This window comes from Antarcticimicrobium sediminis, assembly GCF_004348975.1.
GTDB classification, from domain to species: domain Bacteria; phylum Pseudomonadota; class Alphaproteobacteria; order Rhodobacterales; family Rhodobacteraceae; genus Antarcticimicrobium; species Antarcticimicrobium sediminis.
The window spans coordinates 1-14,734 of record NZ_SMFP01000028.1 but is presented as its reverse complement, the minus strand read 5'-3'; the positions used below and the strand labels follow the sequence as shown (position 1 = coordinate 14,734).

The window sequence follows — 14,734 nt, the reverse complement described above, 5'->3', positions numbered from 1 at the left end:
CCCCCCCACCCGGCGCCCGCTCGTGAGCAAGGGGCCTATCTTCATCGAGGACAACGTCTGGATCGGCGACAAGGCCACCATCCTCGCCGGGCTGACGGTCGGGCGTGGCGCCACCGTCGCCGCCAATTCGGTGGTGACCACGGACGTCCCGTCCGGATCGGTCGTCGCTGGCGTCCCGGCAAAAGTCATCAGGACAAAGGTGTGACGCGAAAATGAATGAACCGGTCACAATCATCCCCGCGCTCGCGCCGGGCCGCAGCACGGCCCGCCCCGGACCGCTCAGAACACCACAGGACACAGCAGGCATCACGATGAATGGGTTTTTCCAGCCTCCGCACCAGAGACGGAGCGACAGGTGCATCTTCACCATCTGCACCAGGAGCTACATTGGTCTGGCCGAGGCACTCAGGCTGTCGATGCGCAACAACGGCGTGGTGAGCGATTTCCTCATCGTCGCCGTCGACCACGCGCCGGTCGATGTCTCCGCCCAAAGCGGAACAATCGTCTCGGCGCAGGAGTTCTGCGGCTATTCCGATGCCGAATGGGCCTCGCGGACCTTCAAATACGACCTCGTGGAGCTTTGCACCTCGATCAAGGCGCGGGTCTTCCGCAGCGCCTTCGCGCTCGGCTATGAAAAAGCGATCTATTTCGACCCCGACATCATCGTGTTCGACGACCTCGGCGGGGTTTTCGGCGCGCTTGACATCCATGATGCGGTGGCGACCCCGCACCGTCTGGGCACGGAGAGCAGCCTGTCAGCGCGCGGCGGGGTGTTCAACCTCGGGTTTCTCGCAGCCCGACGGGGCGCGGCCATCGAAAAGGTCATGACATGGTGGGATGAGCGGCTCGATCACTACTCGATCAACGATCCGCTCCGCGGCTATTTCACCGACCAGAAGTGGATGGACCATTTGCCGGTTCTGCTACGCAACGACCAGCTCCTAGTCAGCGATCATCCCGGCATGAACCTGGCACCCTGGAATCTTGCCGAGCGGGAACTGCGGGGAAAGGACGGCCGATGGGAAGTGCGGCTGAGAGAAGACGGCGCCGTCTGGCAGAAGCTCTGTTTCGTCCATTTCTCGGCCTTCGATTATCGCGGCCTCGCGGCGGGCAAGACCATCGCAGCGGCCGGGCCTGCGGAGGAGAAGATGCCGGGGTTCGGCGCACTGCTCGACGTTCTCGCGCACGGCCTGAAGCGTGGCGGATTTCTCGAGCATGCCGCGATCCCGTACCAATTCGCGACCTATTCCGACGGCACGCTCGTGCTGGCTGGACATCGACGCATCTACCACAGGCTGATCGAAGCGGGGCGCGATCTCCCGGCGCCTTTCGAAACGGGCGGCGGTTTCCATGCCCGGCTCAAACGCGCCGGGCTTCTCGCGGCTGCGGGCGGCAAGCCTAGTGGTCGCCCGGACGCCAAAACCCGCACCGCCCAGATCGGGCGCGCGGCCAAGGCGCTCGACATCTTGGCCCGTATTGTGGTGCGGCTCTTCGGCTATAATCGCTTTGAGCTCCTGAGCAAGCTCCTGGTGCGGTATTTCCACCCCGTCAACCACGCCCGCCTGTTGCGCGACCGCGATGGGAGCGTCGATGTCGAGTACTTTTGATTTCGCGGGAAACGCATCGCCCAACGTTGCAGCCTTTCTGGCGGATATCGCCGAGCTCGGTGTCACTGTCGCAAGCGAACAAGGGGGCGGCTCAGCCTACGGTATGTTCGGCGCGCGATCAAACGACCGATACTGGCTGCTTCCGCTGGCGCCGCGCGCGGCAACGCGGGCCGGGCTCGGGCTGTTCCAGCCGGCGTCGCAGATGGCACTGTGCGCGCGCAGCCTTGCCGACCTCGCCATGCGCGCACGGCTCGACCGGCTGTGGGCGCGCGGACGTGTGCGTCTGTCGGGGCTACCTGACATGAAGGTCGATTTTGGCCAGCCGAGTGTGGCCTACGCCTACTTTACCGGGACCGCCGGGCCGCATCGCAAGACGGCGATCCAGGCGATGGCATCGGACGGCAGCATTCTGGGCTACGGGAAGCTCACCAGGAACCCGGCGATTGCCCCCTTCGTTGCCGCCGAGGCGGCCATGCTCGACCGGCTCGCCAAAGTGAAGCTTCGAAGCGCTGCGGTGCCGCGGCGCCTCAGCTATCGAACCGGCGAGGGTAAGGTAACTTTGCTCGTCACCGACAGCCGCAAGTCAACGGCCAGTCGAAGCCCGACCGAGCTCGGCAGTGCACATCTGGCCTTCCTCCGCGAGCTAGAAGCCCGCTCCGGGCGGACCGGTGATCCGAGCGCCGCGCAAGCGTTGAATGACCGGCTCACCCAAGCGGCCAATGGCCCTGTGACCGAAGTCTGGCGCGCTCGGTTGCGAGCCGGTGCCGACGCGCTTCGCGGCCAGATGCAGACCTTGCGTACGGTGCTCACGCATGGCGATTTCACGCCGTGGAACATCTTTCTCGACAGCGAGGGCCTCTACGTCTTCGACTGGGAATACGCTCAAGACGCCTACCCGTTAGGCTATGATCTCGCCCGATTTCTACTCAGCCGACCGAGCGAAATGGCGATCGAGACACAACACCAATCGGTGCTCGCGACAATGTCGGACACCCTGTTCAACGGTGACAGGTCGATCGCTCGCAACCACTTTCACCTCAGCCTGCTGATGCATGCCGCTTTCTACCTCGAACGCGCCACGCTCGCCGAGGACAGCGTGTGGGACGAGGATGCGCGCTACGGCGCGTTGGTTGACGCGTTTGCTCAATGACAACGATGCTTGAAAACGGGCAAAGATAGCCAAAGCAACATCAAGTGCTGACAGTAAGTGATCTCCACCGGGCCGAACTATGAAAACAACTTCTCTTACAAAAATCGGGCCCCTTGAAACGCTTCAGTTCCTGCGGTTCGCCGCTGCGGGCTCGGTGCTGCTAGCCCATGTCAGTTTCTTCTTTCATCACCTCTCGGACCCAGACATGCGGATCATGGGCGAATTCGCTCAGGGCGTAGCGCTGTTCTCCGTAATCTCGGGTTTCATCGTGCCTCTATCCCCGCACACCAACACATCCTGATGTATTGAACCATACGCCATGACTTCAGCATGAAATTCAGCATAAAATTGTCCTCGCGCACGATATTCGCCTTCATCGTGATCGCGTACGCGATTGTCCTTGTGCCGTTCGTAGATACGCAACAGAGGAACTACCTTGCGCTGTTCGCAGCTCTGCTTGGCGGGATCTCGATTGTCGTCTACAATATCCGGGTCACATCCCAGATAATTTTGGCATTCCTGCTACTCGTCTTAATGTCGATATCCGCGTTGGCGAACGATGGAACGGGTACATTGCTTTCGGTAGCCCTTACAGCAGTCTATATCTGCGGGTATTTTTCTGTATCTGGAATTCTAAGTCAACTGCGCAACAAGCGCGCTCTAATTACCAAGGTACTGAAAAATATTATCTTTGCTTTTGCAGTGGTTTCGGTCATTCAGATGCTTGCATCACTCAGCGGCCTGCCAGTCCCAAATGTAATCGGAAGCAAGGGAATTTGGAGTTATCCCTCATTAGCTTCAGAACCTTCGCATCTGGGTCGGATCGTCGGCATCACCATGCTATCTTATCTCATCCTATCTCGCCGTGATGAGCCTGATAACACAGCTATGCGATTCTTCAAAAACCACCGACGCGTCATAATCGCTTTCCTTACAACAATGCTGCTGAGCGGTAGCGCATTATCTCTTATGGCGATCGCCGTCGTACTTATCATGTGGCGCTCAATTTTTTATGCAATAATAGTTCTGAGTCTGATTGTCTTGGCAACACCCTTTCTCTCCCCCTTGGGCGGAGAAAGCTTTCAACGGTCATTTCTGTTCCTGAGCGCCTTGCCAAGCCTTAACGTCGACTTGTTAGTTGCTGCGGATTCGAGTGCTGCGGTACGTGTCGTCCCATCTATTTTGTTCGCCCAGGACGCCTCCATTAGTAACTTCTCCTTCTGGTTTGGGGGCGGGGCTGCAGAACTAGAAAGGCTAGTATCCGGACGCATTCCAGGTGTTCCAGACGATATAATTATGGCAGGATTTGTGCCCGGCTACCTTGCCTATTATGGCTTAGTCAACACCATGCTGTTCGTCTGGACCTTCGTTTTATACCCAACCAATCGACACAATGCGGCAATTAGTATTTTCTGGCTGATATTTTTCACTACCAGTGCCTGGAATACCCAGGTGTTCTGGTACGGGCTCATGATGATTCAGGTCATAAAGATCGCCCTCAAAGAGAGCGACCAAAGGCCTGTTGGGGTCGGATATTGAGAATTCTAGTGTCTGCCTACGCTTGCGAGACCGGTCGCGGCAGCGAAGGCGAGATCGGCTGGCGGCTAGTGCATGCTTTAGCTGAAAGTCACGACGTGCGCGTCATCACCCGCGCCAACCTACGCCCCGTACATGCGGCAAATTTTGCCACTTCTCCTCGGCCTGCCGGGTTGACTTTCGAATACTTTGACCTTCCGTGGGTGTTTCGCTTCTACAAGAAAGGCAAGCGCTTCTTTCTGGTCTATTACTACCTCTGGCAGATCGGCGTCGCCTTTCGGGCCAGGCGAATGCTGCGCGAGGAGCCGGCCGACGTGCTACACCACCTGATCGGCGGGATGGACTGGATGCCCGCCGGGCTGGCCCTGTGCCCCGGCCCCTTCGTCTGGGGCCCGGTGGGCAGCGAGAACACCCATCCGGTGATCCTGCGCCACCTGCCGCCGACGTCACGCCTTAAGGAGATGATACGCTGCGCGGTGCGCTGGGTCATGCGCACGCTGGATCCCTTCACCCGGCTCACCGGGGCGCGGGCGGAAATCGTGCTTAGTCACACGCCCGAGACCCTGCCCCGCCGCTATGCCGACCGGCTGCGCCCCTTCACACAGACCGGCGTCGCCGACCTGCCCAGCCTTGCCCGCCCCAAGACCGACCTAGCGCGAGGGCCACGCCTGCGGCTGGTCTATGCGGGCGAACTCAAGGACTGGAAAGGCGCGCGCATGGCGCTGGACGCCGCGTTCGCCTTCTTCGAGACTGGGGCCGACGCCGAGCTGGTAGTTGTCGGCGACGGTCCGCTACGCGCCGGAATGGAGGCCGCGGCCCGCGTGCATCCGAACGGCGGCCAGGTGACCTTCCTGGGCTGGGTGCCGATGGAGCAGTTGATCGAGGAGCTGCACGCGGGGGACGTCTTTGTGTATCCGACGTACCACCACGGACTGGCGACCATCGTGCTGCAGGCCATGCTGACCGGCCTGCCGATCGTCTGCATTGAGGGGGACGCGACGGGCCGCGCCGTGGGCCAAGAGGCCGGGATCACCGTGCCCCTGTCCGAGGCCGAGCCCCCCGCAGCGGGGCTGGCCCGGGCCATCGCTGCGCTGGCATCGGACGAGATACGGCGGCAGGGATTGGCGGCGGCAGCCCGGAGGATCGCCCTCGAGCAGTATGACTATGGCGTGCTCGCCGCTCACATCACCGAGGTTTATCGGAGCCTTCCCCATCACAAAAACAACGAGGCGGACCCGGATGCATGAAGCGCCGAAACCGGCCAATCTCTTGTCTGCCATTCAAGCTTGCCTTCAAGACGGACGGTACACTGGTGCCAATCCTGCGATTTGCCTTCTTCGGGATCGCCGCGGCCTGTCTCGTGACCACGATGACGCTGACTCCAATGTCGCAAAAGATTCTCATCCCCCGGTCGGTCCTGCTCTTGGAAAATGCCTCTTATTCGCTCTACCTGACGCATGTGTTCACCTTGCCGGCAATGTTGCTGGTGTTGCACCGCATGCCTTTCGACCTTCCCGCATGGGCAACGATCTCGCCGCTCTTCGCCGCTTCGGTCCTCATTGCCATGATCTTCTACGTCGTCTTCGAGAAACCGTCTCAGAGGTTCTCTTCGAGCACGCCGGATGCTACGAACTAGAAGAAAAGTAGCATGACCCGTCCAGCCGTTTCCGTCGTCGTCTGCTGCTACAACGCCGCCGCGACGCTGCCCCGCACGCTTGACAGCCTGCAGGCGCAGACTTTCCACGATTTCGAGATCCTGGCCATCGATGACCGATCGAGGGACAGCACCGTCGCCGTGCTGCACGACCACGCCGCGCACGAGCCGCGCCTGCGGGTGCTGGAAAATCCCGGCAACCGCGGCACCGCCCTGACCCGCCAGCGCGGTCTGGAAGAGGCGCGCGCCGACTTGGTGATGTTCGTCGATTCCGACGACATCCCCGATCCGGCGCTGATTGCGCGCCTGCACGACACACTGACTGCCGATCCATGCCTGATCGGCGTGGGCTGCTACGCTACTTATTTCACCGAAGAGGGCAAGGATCTGGGCCTCCAGCGTGTCGGCCCCGAAAGCCGCGACGCCTTCGAGCGGATCCACCGCGAGGCCAAGCTGCTGTTCATGGTGCCCTGCACCCTGTTCCGCAAAGCCGATGCGCTGGCGGTGGGGGGCTACCGACAGGTGGTCATGCCCAATGCGGATGGCATCCGCTACGAGGATTTCTCCGAGGACCTAGACTTGTGGTGCCGTATGTCCGACCTCGGCGCGGAGGGCCGCTATTTCCTGACACTGCCGGAAAGCCTGCTGCGCTACCGCAAGCCGCTAGACTCGCTCTCGACGAAGAACCTCACGCATATGCAGCTCAAGATGCGCTGGGTCAAGGACTGCTTGCGCCGCCGCCGCGCAGGCCAGCCAGAGCGCAGCTTGGCCGAGTTCATTGCCTCGCGGGGCACTGGCGAACGGTTTTCCGACTGGCGTTCCGACAAAGCCGCAGCATTCTACAAGCGGGCTGGTTTTGCCTATGCAAAGCGCAATTTTGCCGGCCTCGCCTGGTATCTGTTGCTGACCGGATTGATGTCGCCCAAGTTGATCCGCCAGAAGATCGCGACCCAGAAGGTAACAAGGTGAAAGATATGATTTCCCAGACGCAAGCGACTTTCGAGGCGGATGTGCTCGGGGCGCTGTTCGCAGGCTTTGCCTTGCGTCATCTGCGCTATGCTGTGCTGCGCAATTACGAAAGCCTGCCCCAGAGTGTCGGGGCACGGGACATAGATATAGTCGTGCATCCGGATGATCTTGCGGCGGCTTGCAAGCTGGTGACAGACATCACCGGGCGCCTGGGACTGCGCTATGGCAATTACTTCGCGGACGAACGCCTGACCCAATTCGCTCTTGTGGGTCGAGACGAGGCAGGTGCTCTTTTGCAGATCAAGATCGACTTCTTCATCCGCAGCGAAGTCTACGGCATCGAGGTCCTGTCCGCCGACGACATGCAGCACGACATGCGCACCCATAACGGCGTGGCGGTGGTGTCCGAACCGGTACTATTGCTGGACAAGTGGATCTTTCATCTGCTGGTGGGCCGCCCGCTGCACACCAAGTACGACGCGGATTTCGCGGCGATCGCGCAGACGGACGGCGCCGTGCTGACTCGCGCCCTGACCCGCTTTCTGCCCGCCGCGCGCGCAGAGGCGCTGGTTGCCCGGCTTGCCGCCGGCGCGGGTTCGCAGATCGTACTGCCCGGATCCGAACGGCGCCGCTCGCTGCTGCGGCTGTGGGCGGCGCAGGGCGCGGGTGCGCTCGGGCGCAGCGGCCGGTTTTTGGGCTACCGCCTGCGCGACCGGCTTCACCCGCATGGCGTTTTCCTGTCGGTCAGCGGGCCGGACGGATCGGGCAAGACGACCGTGATCGACTTGGTGATCACCCAACTTCGCGCCATCTACGGTGACGACGCCGTGCATTACGCGCATTTCCGCCCCACGATGCTTCCTCGCATCGCCGAGGTGGCGAAGAAGGCCCACGCCGTCGAGACAGTGGACGATAACTACGACCAGCCGCACCGGGCGAAGCCCTCTGGGTTGGCTGGGTCGACGGCGCGGCTAGTCTATTACTGGCTCGACTACATGGGAGGCTATTCCCACAGCGTGCGCCCGGTGCTGAAGCGGCGCGAGGTCATGCTCTTCGACCGCTACTATTTCGATATGATCGCCGACAGCTTCCGAAGTCGGATCGCCCTGCCGATGCCGCTGCTTCTGGCCATGGGGCGAATCCTGCCGCTGCCCAAATACGCCTTCTTCATCCATGTCAAACCCGCGGAGATCCATCGCCGCAAGCAGGAACTGACGAAAGAGCGGATAGTGGCGCTGAACGCCCGCTACGGCGATCTGGTCCGGCGCGGCTGGCTGATTGAGGTGGACAACAACGGCGCCCCCGAAGAGACCGCCGCCGCCATCGTCGATCACATTGTTGCGGACAGGCATACTCAGGCGGTCCGGAGGCTGCGATGATCGTATTTTGCCACCTGCTGAACGACCGATCCGGCAGCCCGACGGTACTGCGCGCTACACTCGAGGCGCTGGACGCCCGTGACAGCGGGCTGCTCTTCGTGGGCTCGCAGGGGCGCGGCGTGCTGGAGGAGGCGGGTGTTCCGCCGCGGCGTTACTGGTATCGCCGCGGCCGCCACCGGATCGTGACACTGTTCACCTATTTCGCCAGCCAGGCCGCGCTCTACCGAGCGCTGGCGCGGTCGCGCGACATTCCCGGCGACGCCACGGTCTTCGTCAACACGTTGCTGCCCTTCGCGGCGATGATCTGGGGGCGGCGAACCGGGCGGCGGGTCGTGGTGCATGTGCACGAGGTCTCGATTACCCCGGGGCTGCTGCGCCGCTTCCTGTCGGGCTGCGCGGGGCGCTCTGCCGACCTGCTGCTCTACGTCTCGAACGATCACCGCGTACGCCTGCCGATCGAGGGGCCGCCGGCGCGGGTCGTGCCAAACCCGGTCAGCCCGGCGCTGGCGGCGCGGGCCGGCGAGCACACTCCCCGGCTGGGTGGCGTGTTTCGCGTGCTGATGCTTGCCTCGCTGCGGGGCTACAAGGGCGTCGAGGAATTCATGGCCCTGGCCGCGGCGCTGCGCGACCGCGCCGACATCGCCTTCGACCTGGTGCTTAACGCTGAGGTGGACGAGGTGGCTGCCTTTGCCCTGCGACACGCCGGGGCGGACAATGTTACAATCCATCCGCGCACCGACGATCCGGCCAGTTTCTACACCCGTGCCGACCTAGTACTGAACCTCGCGCGGGTTGACCAGTGGATAGAGACCTTCGGCCTAACGCTGGCCGAGGCGATGAGCTTTGGCATCCCAGTGATCGCCCCTCCGGTGGGCGGGCCTGCTGAGATCGTGACCCACGGGGTCGAGGGCTATTGCATCGACTCTCGCGACATTGCGGCGCTGCGCGCGGCAGTACTGGCGCTAGCCGACAAACCCGGAACATATGCTGCCATGGCGCGGGCGGCGCGGGCACGAGCGCGGGACTTCACTTTCGATGCCTATGCCGCCGCCCTGCGCGAGGCGCTGGATAGCATGGACGAAAGGCGCGCGCCATGAAGATTGCCCTACTTGGAACCGTCGGTGTGCCGGGGTCTTACGGTGGCTTCGAAACCCTAGCCGAGAACTTGGTTCGTTATCACGCTCGCACGGGGCATGGAGCAACGCTGACCGTCTGGTGTTCTGGCAAAGACAATGCCGAGCATCCCGATGATTTTGAAAGCGCTAATCTTCGTTACGTAAATCTGCGTGCCAATGGCGCCCAGAGCATCCCCTACGACGCGGTCAGCCTTTGGCAGGCGGTGCGCAGCGGCCATGAACGCATCCTCCTTTTAGGAGTCTCAGGGGCACTGGCTTTGCCGCTGATCCGTCTGCTCAGCCGAGCTCGCATTGTCACCAATATCGACGGTATTGAGTGGAAGCGCCAGAAGTGGAAAGGGCTAGCCCGCTTGGTGTTGCGCGCCTCGGAATGGGCGGCGGTGCGCTTTTCCCATGAAGTAATTGCCGACAACCAGGCCATCGCCGACCACGTCCGCGATAACTATGGCAGTGACTGCCACGTCATCGCCTATGGCGGCAACCACGCGCTGGATCATGCCGACCAAGCCAGGGCACCCACCGGTCTGCCGAAGCACTATGCTCTCGCGCTGTGCCGGATAGAGCCGGAAAACAACGTTCATGTCATTCTCGAGGCGATCGACGGGCTCGGCACGCCACTGGTCTTTGTGGGCAACTGGGACAACAGCGCCTATGGCCGCGACCTGAAGGCGCTGTATGGCAACCGCCCGAACCTGCACTTGCTCGACCCGGTCTATGAGCCCGGCATGCTGCATGCGCTGCGCGCGCGGGCATCGGTCTACCTGCACGGCCATTCCGCAGGTGGCACCAACCCGTCGCTGGTCGAGATGATGCATTTCGGCGTACCCGTTCTAGCGCACGGCTGCGCATTCAACCGCCACAGCACCGAAGGCAAGGCGCGCTATTTCGAAACCCCCGCCGAGCTTGCGGTGCAACTGCGCGGCCTCGACCCGGACGAGGCCGCCCGCATCGGCGCTGACATGCGTGAGATCGCACAGCGCCGCTACACCTGGGACCACATCGGCAAAGCCTATTTCGAGCTTCTTGACCGCGTTTAAGGCGAAGCAGTTGGGGCTGAAAACGAAGCGATTTGGCGATCACCGTTAAGACAGCGTCACTACTCTCAAGTGCGCATCAGCCCATGTACCACGTTTCTTAACGGGGTCCAGCCCACCAAAAAGCCATCGGCAACTGCCCTTCCCCTCTTGTCTTATGAATTGAGCAGTTCCTGTGTAAAGCTGGAATAGCTGCCCGGCAGTCGCTTGCAACGCCGGCAGCGAATGAAGGGCGCGACGATGAAGGTGACGATAGAGAAGCTGGGCATCACGGCCTCCTACAGTCGCCCACGTATCAGCAACGACAACCCGTTCTCAGAAGCCCTGTTCCGGACCTGCAAATACCGCCCGAACTGGCCGACCAAGGGCTTTGCTACAAAAGCAGAGGCGCAGGCTTGGGTGAACTCCTTCGCCAACTGGTATAACGGGGAGCACTTGCATAGCACTATCCGCTCCGTCACGCCAAATGCGCGCCACGCTGGCCGTGATCGTGCAACGCTGGAAAACCGTGCCGGTCTCTATGCAAATGTACATGAGCAAAACCCGCAACGCTGGTCAGGCAAGACCCGCAACTGGCGCCCTACAGGACCCGTATGGCTCAACCCCGAAAACGAAATCAGCGCCCCTGAAATCAGAGACGCCGCATGAAATCGGCGGACAACTTCTTTGACAAACACCGGTTTGGATGTATCGCTGAAAGAGATCTCGATCTGTGTCGTGGATGGGGAAGGCAAGTCCATCGCGCGCGACAATTGCCCTGCGGACCCCGAAGGCGTTATGGGCTGGTTCCGAAATCGATCGCTGGAACCGCAACAGATCGTCCGTGAGAGCGGGATGCTATCGATCTGGCTACAGCGCGGGATGGTCCGACTGGGATTGCCCACGACCTGTATTGATGCCCGCAAGGCGCACAAGAGCCCGTCGGCCCGCCTCAACAAATCCGATGCCGGCGATGCGGAAGGGCTGGCCCAACTCGCGCGCACCGGCTGGTTCACGCCGGTTCATGTCCGCAGCGAAGGGGCGGATCGCCTGCGTGTCCTGGTGGGCGCTCGGGAAAGGCTGATCCGTCTCCGTAAGGATCTCGAAGGGCATATCCGCGGCGTTCTCAAGACCTTCGGAATCCGAATGAGCGGGAACAGCCAAGGCCGGCAGCGCCAAGCGTTCCGCGATCAGTTGGCCGCCGCTGGGGAAACCGATCCGCTGCTTCGTGCGATCGCCGATTGTTTCATCGCCACGCATGCCACGCTGTGCCAGGCCGCTGCCGATCTCGATGCTGTCGTGAAGAAGAAGGCCCGCGATCATCCCGTGGCGCGCCGTCTGATGACCATTCCCGGCGTCGGGCCGGTGGTGTCACTGAATTTCATCGCGCTGGTCGATGAACCAGCGCGGTTCGGCAAGACCTCGGATGTGGGCGCCTATCTCGGGTTAACGTCGAAACGGCACCAATCCGGCGGGGTGGACTGGTCGGGCCGGGTGTCGAAATGCGGTGATGGGGTCATGCGGAGCCCGCTGTTCGAGGCCGCGACAACCCTGATCACACGAGTACGGAAGTTTTGGCTGGGCGGTCCGCCTTGCCGGCCGACGGGGCTTCGCGAAGGCGGCCGTGGCAGCTGCGCGAAAACTTGCCGTGCTCATGTTGACAATGTGGAAGAACGAAACCGAGTTCGCTTGGAAAATGGAGGCCGTTGCCTGATCTGAATTCCCGCCTCGGCTGGCGGGGAGCGAAGTCTCGAAGGGGCGGAGGTTGGTCGATCTCGCGCGGGCCGATGGGAAGTAAAGTGTTCTGCAGAACCCGAGCCATACATTGAAGACAGCCAACACCGAATACCATGATGAGGCACAACACGCGTGACCGACCGGTTCACGGATATGGTGCGGAATGCTCGTGAAGGCGCATTGGAAGGATGGCTGGAGGAAGCGGAGAGCGGGCTGCTCGGAGCCTTCGCCCGCGGGCTCCGGCGCGATCAAGCCGCAGTCGCCGCAGCCCTGCGGGAACCGTGGTAAAACGGGCAAACCGAGGGCCAAATCAATCGTCTCAAGACCCTGAAACGTCAGATGTATGGCCGGGCGAACATCGACCTGCTCAGAGCCAGGCTCGTTGCAGCGTCCTGATAGAAAGGAACCCCCAAGCTGCACCGAAATTGATTCAGAGCCAGGATTGCATACCAATTGACAGCTGCGAATATAGGCCGGACACACGACTGCACCTGATCACTTGTTCCAAAGCGTCTGAAAAACTTCTTGCATTGATAGGGGCATCCACACACGGATTCAACAATCCGCGCCGGCGACATTCAGCACTCGGCTGGAAAAGCCTCGTCACCTTCGAACGGCAAGTGGCTTAAGCGAGCACTTGGGGCGGCACAAAAGCGTGACTGGTCCAATCGCCCTATAGACCCTGGGTAACCTGGCTGGGCTCCAGGACAACTTTGGTTTTCCGGCCGAGCAAATCCAGTAACACATGAATACGGCGCTCAGGATCGATCATGTCTACCGTGGTGACGAAATCGCGAAGGGGCCCCTTCGTAATCCTTATCTGATCACCTGGATTGAGATCCTGTTCCTGCTGCAGGAACCCCTCAGCGTCGCAGCGCTGCATCAGGCCGGTAACGATTTCAGCAGGCACTTCCGCAGGCCCACCTGAGCCGAAACCGACCAATTGCGCGACTCCCGGAGTGCTTCCGATCTTGTGCCAATTCGGACGCGCCGGGTCAGTGCTGAAGAAGATATACCCGGCAAAGACAGGCCTTGCCTCCGTGATAACGCGTCCGCGCCACCGGCGTTCGGCCATGTGCCGCGGCATAAACAGATCGACCCCCTGACGTCGGAGGTTTCGGAAGGCGATGTGATTCTGATTGGGCTTGCAGAGCAGTAGGTACCACGAGGCAAGAGTGAGATTTTTTGACCGTAGCGAGAGCATGAAAAGAACCTCAAGACGTCGTTCTCCCTTGTGCATGAACGATGGCGCCCACACATGCAAGGTATCAGTATGATAATATTTGCATCGAGCACGCCCGCTATAAAATGGACTTATATGCGCGTAAGCTTTTATTTTTATTCACTTTTTACTGATCCAATCTTTTTGCGTAACATTTCAAGGTTTCCAGTGATCCCATTTTTGATTGATTTTTCAAAAATATCGCCCCAAACCTCTTTTTTGTGACGCACCCCCGCGCTAAGAATGTCCTTAAGGAAAACACACTCTAGTTGAGCGTTGGTTTTTGAAAAGATTTTTCGGGGTTTGGGTGTTCCGAATGGCCATGCGTGAGGTTCGTCTTGTTCTGTGGAAAACCTTGATGACGGCCCCTACGGCTGCGTTTTGTGTCGCCTCCACTCCGGAAATCACACTCGGGGATATGGCGATTGATAACTTCATGTGGCTTGATCGGCATTGCCGTGGTGTCGAAACGGACCCTGCTGCTGAAGTCTTGAGTGCAATCGAACGTCTGCTTTACTAGGGAAGCCTCCGCTCATAACCACAGTTCTGGAACGCGCAAACATAACAAATACGTCGCCAACGCGTTTCTGGCGACCAAGATCACCTTCACCAACGAGATCGCGGCCCGGTGTTGCGCACCACGGCGGTGTCGAGGTTTTTCCATATTCTGGTCGTGTTCGGCCTGTAGTGCTGCCAGCCGTGCAGCAGGGAACAAGGGATAGCCATGCAAATTGAAAAGACACCGTTGCCGGGGCTGCTGATCCTGACGCCGCAGCGGTTTGGCGATGCGCGCGGTTTTTTCTGCGAAAGCTGGAACCGCAAGCGGATGCAAGAGGCCGGGCTCGACCTGGATTTCGTGCAGGACAATCATTCGCTGTCGATGCAGCCGGGCACCGTGCGCGGCTTGCATTTTCAGGCGCCGCCCCATGCCCAGGACAAGCTGGTGCGTTGCGGGCGCGGGGCGCTTTATGATGTGGCAGTGGATGCGCGCAAAGGCAGCCCGACCTATGGCCATTGGTTCGGGGTCGAGCTCTCGGCGCAGAACGGCAAGCAATTGCTGGTGCCGGCGGGCTTTCTGCATGGCTTCGCCACCCGCGAACCGGCAACCGAGATCTGTTACAAATGCACCGATTACTATGCGCCCGATTGCGACGGGGCGGTGCGGTTTGATGATCCCGATATCGGCATCGATTGGGGGCTGAACGGTGCTCCGGTGCTGAGCGACAAGGACGCCGCCGCGCAAAGCTTTGCCGCGTTCGACAGCCCGTTTGTTTATGAAGGGTAAGACATCATGAAAATTCTGGTGACGGGGGGCGCGGGCTTCATCGGCT

General features: G+C 60.8%; 16 protein-coding genes and 1 pseudogene. 16 read left to right on the top strand and 1 reads right to left on the bottom strand.

The features are described 5' to 3' along the window. The 14 genes and pseudogenes from E1B25_RS21000 to E1B25_RS22665 form a co-directional block, all read left to right on the top strand. On the top strand, positions 1-205 hold a 205-nt coding region (locus E1B25_RS21000), incomplete at its 5' end, for a DapH/DapD/GlmU-related protein (RefSeq protein ID WP_280960258.1). A gap of 7 nt (positions 206-212) precedes the next feature. Continuing rightward, on the top strand, positions 213-1,607 hold the full coding sequence (locus E1B25_RS20995) for a hypothetical protein (protein WP_132831537.1): 1,395 nt from the start codon (positions 213-215) through the stop codon (positions 1,605-1,607). Then, on the top strand, positions 1,591-2,757 hold the full coding sequence (locus E1B25_RS20990; RefSeq protein ID WP_165937713.1) for an aminoglycoside phosphotransferase family protein: 1,167 nt from the start codon (positions 1,591-1,593) through the stop codon (positions 2,755-2,757). Before E1B25_RS20995 ends, E1B25_RS20990 begins: the two co-directional genes overlap by 17 nt. 79 nt (positions 2,758-2,836) lie before the next feature. Beyond that, positions 2,837-3,058: a hypothetical protein gene (locus tag E1B25_RS20985; protein ID WP_132831535.1), complete on the top strand. Its 222-nt coding sequence runs from the start codon at positions 2,837-2,839 to the stop codon at positions 3,056-3,058. A gap of 29 nt (positions 3,059-3,087) precedes the next feature. Then, on the top strand, positions 3,088-4,296 hold the full coding sequence (locus E1B25_RS20980; protein WP_132831534.1) for a hypothetical protein: 1,209 nt from the start codon (positions 3,088-3,090) through the stop codon (positions 4,294-4,296). Between the two features lie 8 nt (positions 4,297-4,304). Beyond that, a complete protein-coding gene (locus tag E1B25_RS20975) occupies positions 4,305-5,540 on the top strand; it encodes a glycosyltransferase family 4 protein (RefSeq protein WP_132831533.1) in 1,236 nt (411 codons plus the stop codon). Then, the gene (locus E1B25_RS20970; RefSeq protein WP_132831532.1) at positions 5,537-5,929 is read left to right on the top strand and encodes an acyltransferase family protein; all 393 of its coding nucleotides are present in this window, start codon (positions 5,537-5,539) and stop codon (positions 5,927-5,929) included. Before E1B25_RS20975 ends, E1B25_RS20970 begins: the two co-directional genes overlap by 4 nt. A gap of 12 nt (positions 5,930-5,941) precedes the next feature. Next, a complete protein-coding gene (locus tag E1B25_RS20965; protein WP_132831531.1) occupies positions 5,942-6,916 on the top strand; it encodes a glycosyltransferase family 2 protein in 975 nt (324 codons plus the stop codon). A 5-nt stretch (positions 6,917-6,921) separates the two neighbouring features. Then, on the top strand, positions 6,922-8,295 hold the full coding sequence (locus tag E1B25_RS20960) for a nucleoside/nucleotide kinase family protein (RefSeq protein WP_132831530.1): 1,374 nt from the start codon (positions 6,922-6,924) through the stop codon (positions 8,293-8,295). Beyond that, positions 8,292-9,392 carry a glycosyltransferase gene (locus tag E1B25_RS20955; RefSeq protein WP_132831529.1) on the top strand — a complete coding sequence of 367 codons (1,101 nt, stop codon included), beginning with the start codon at positions 8,292-8,294 and terminating at the stop codon, positions 9,390-9,392. The genes E1B25_RS20960 and E1B25_RS20955 overlap by 4 nt, the downstream gene beginning before the upstream one ends. Then, positions 9,389-10,468, top strand: coding sequence for a DUF1972 domain-containing protein (locus E1B25_RS20950; protein ID WP_132831528.1), 1,080 nt, complete (start codon positions 9,389-9,391; stop codon positions 10,466-10,468). Before E1B25_RS20955 ends, E1B25_RS20950 begins: the two co-directional genes overlap by 4 nt. Before the next feature lie 222 nt (positions 10,469-10,690). Next, positions 10,691-11,113 (top strand): integrase core domain-containing protein, encoded by a 423-nt coding sequence (locus E1B25_RS22275; RefSeq protein ID WP_165937712.1) that lies wholly within the window; start codon positions 10,691-10,693, stop codon positions 11,111-11,113. Between the two features lie 33 nt (positions 11,114-11,146). Further along, positions 11,147-12,163, top strand: coding sequence for an IS110 family RNA-guided transposase (locus tag E1B25_RS20940; protein ID WP_245510806.1), 1,017 nt, complete (start codon positions 11,147-11,149; stop codon positions 12,161-12,163). 162 nt (positions 12,164-12,325) lie between these two features. After that, positions 12,326-12,577: pseudogene (locus E1B25_RS22665) on the top strand (transposase); the annotation flags it as partial. A 277-nt stretch (positions 12,578-12,854) separates the two neighbouring features. Here E1B25_RS22665 and nusG read toward each other — a convergent pair. Continuing rightward, a complete protein-coding gene (gene nusG, locus E1B25_RS20925; RefSeq protein ID WP_132831526.1) occupies positions 12,855-13,421 on the bottom strand; it encodes a transcription termination/antitermination protein NusG in 567 nt (188 codons plus the stop codon). A 298-nt stretch (positions 13,422-13,719) separates the two neighbouring features. On the opposite strand from nusG, the gene E1B25_RS22815 reads away from it, so the two are divergent. Both E1B25_RS22815 and rfbC read left to right on the top strand, forming a co-directional pair. After that, on the top strand, positions 13,720-13,923 hold the full coding sequence (locus E1B25_RS22815) for a hypothetical protein (RefSeq protein ID WP_165937711.1): 204 nt from the start codon (positions 13,720-13,722) through the stop codon (positions 13,921-13,923). Positions 13,924-14,127: 204 nt separating this feature from the next. Then, complete coding sequence (rfbC, locus tag E1B25_RS20915; protein WP_132831525.1) at positions 14,128-14,688, top strand: dTDP-4-dehydrorhamnose 3,5-epimerase; 561 nt, start codon at positions 14,128-14,130, stop codon at positions 14,686-14,688. Positions 14,689-14,734: the final 46 nt, after the last annotated feature.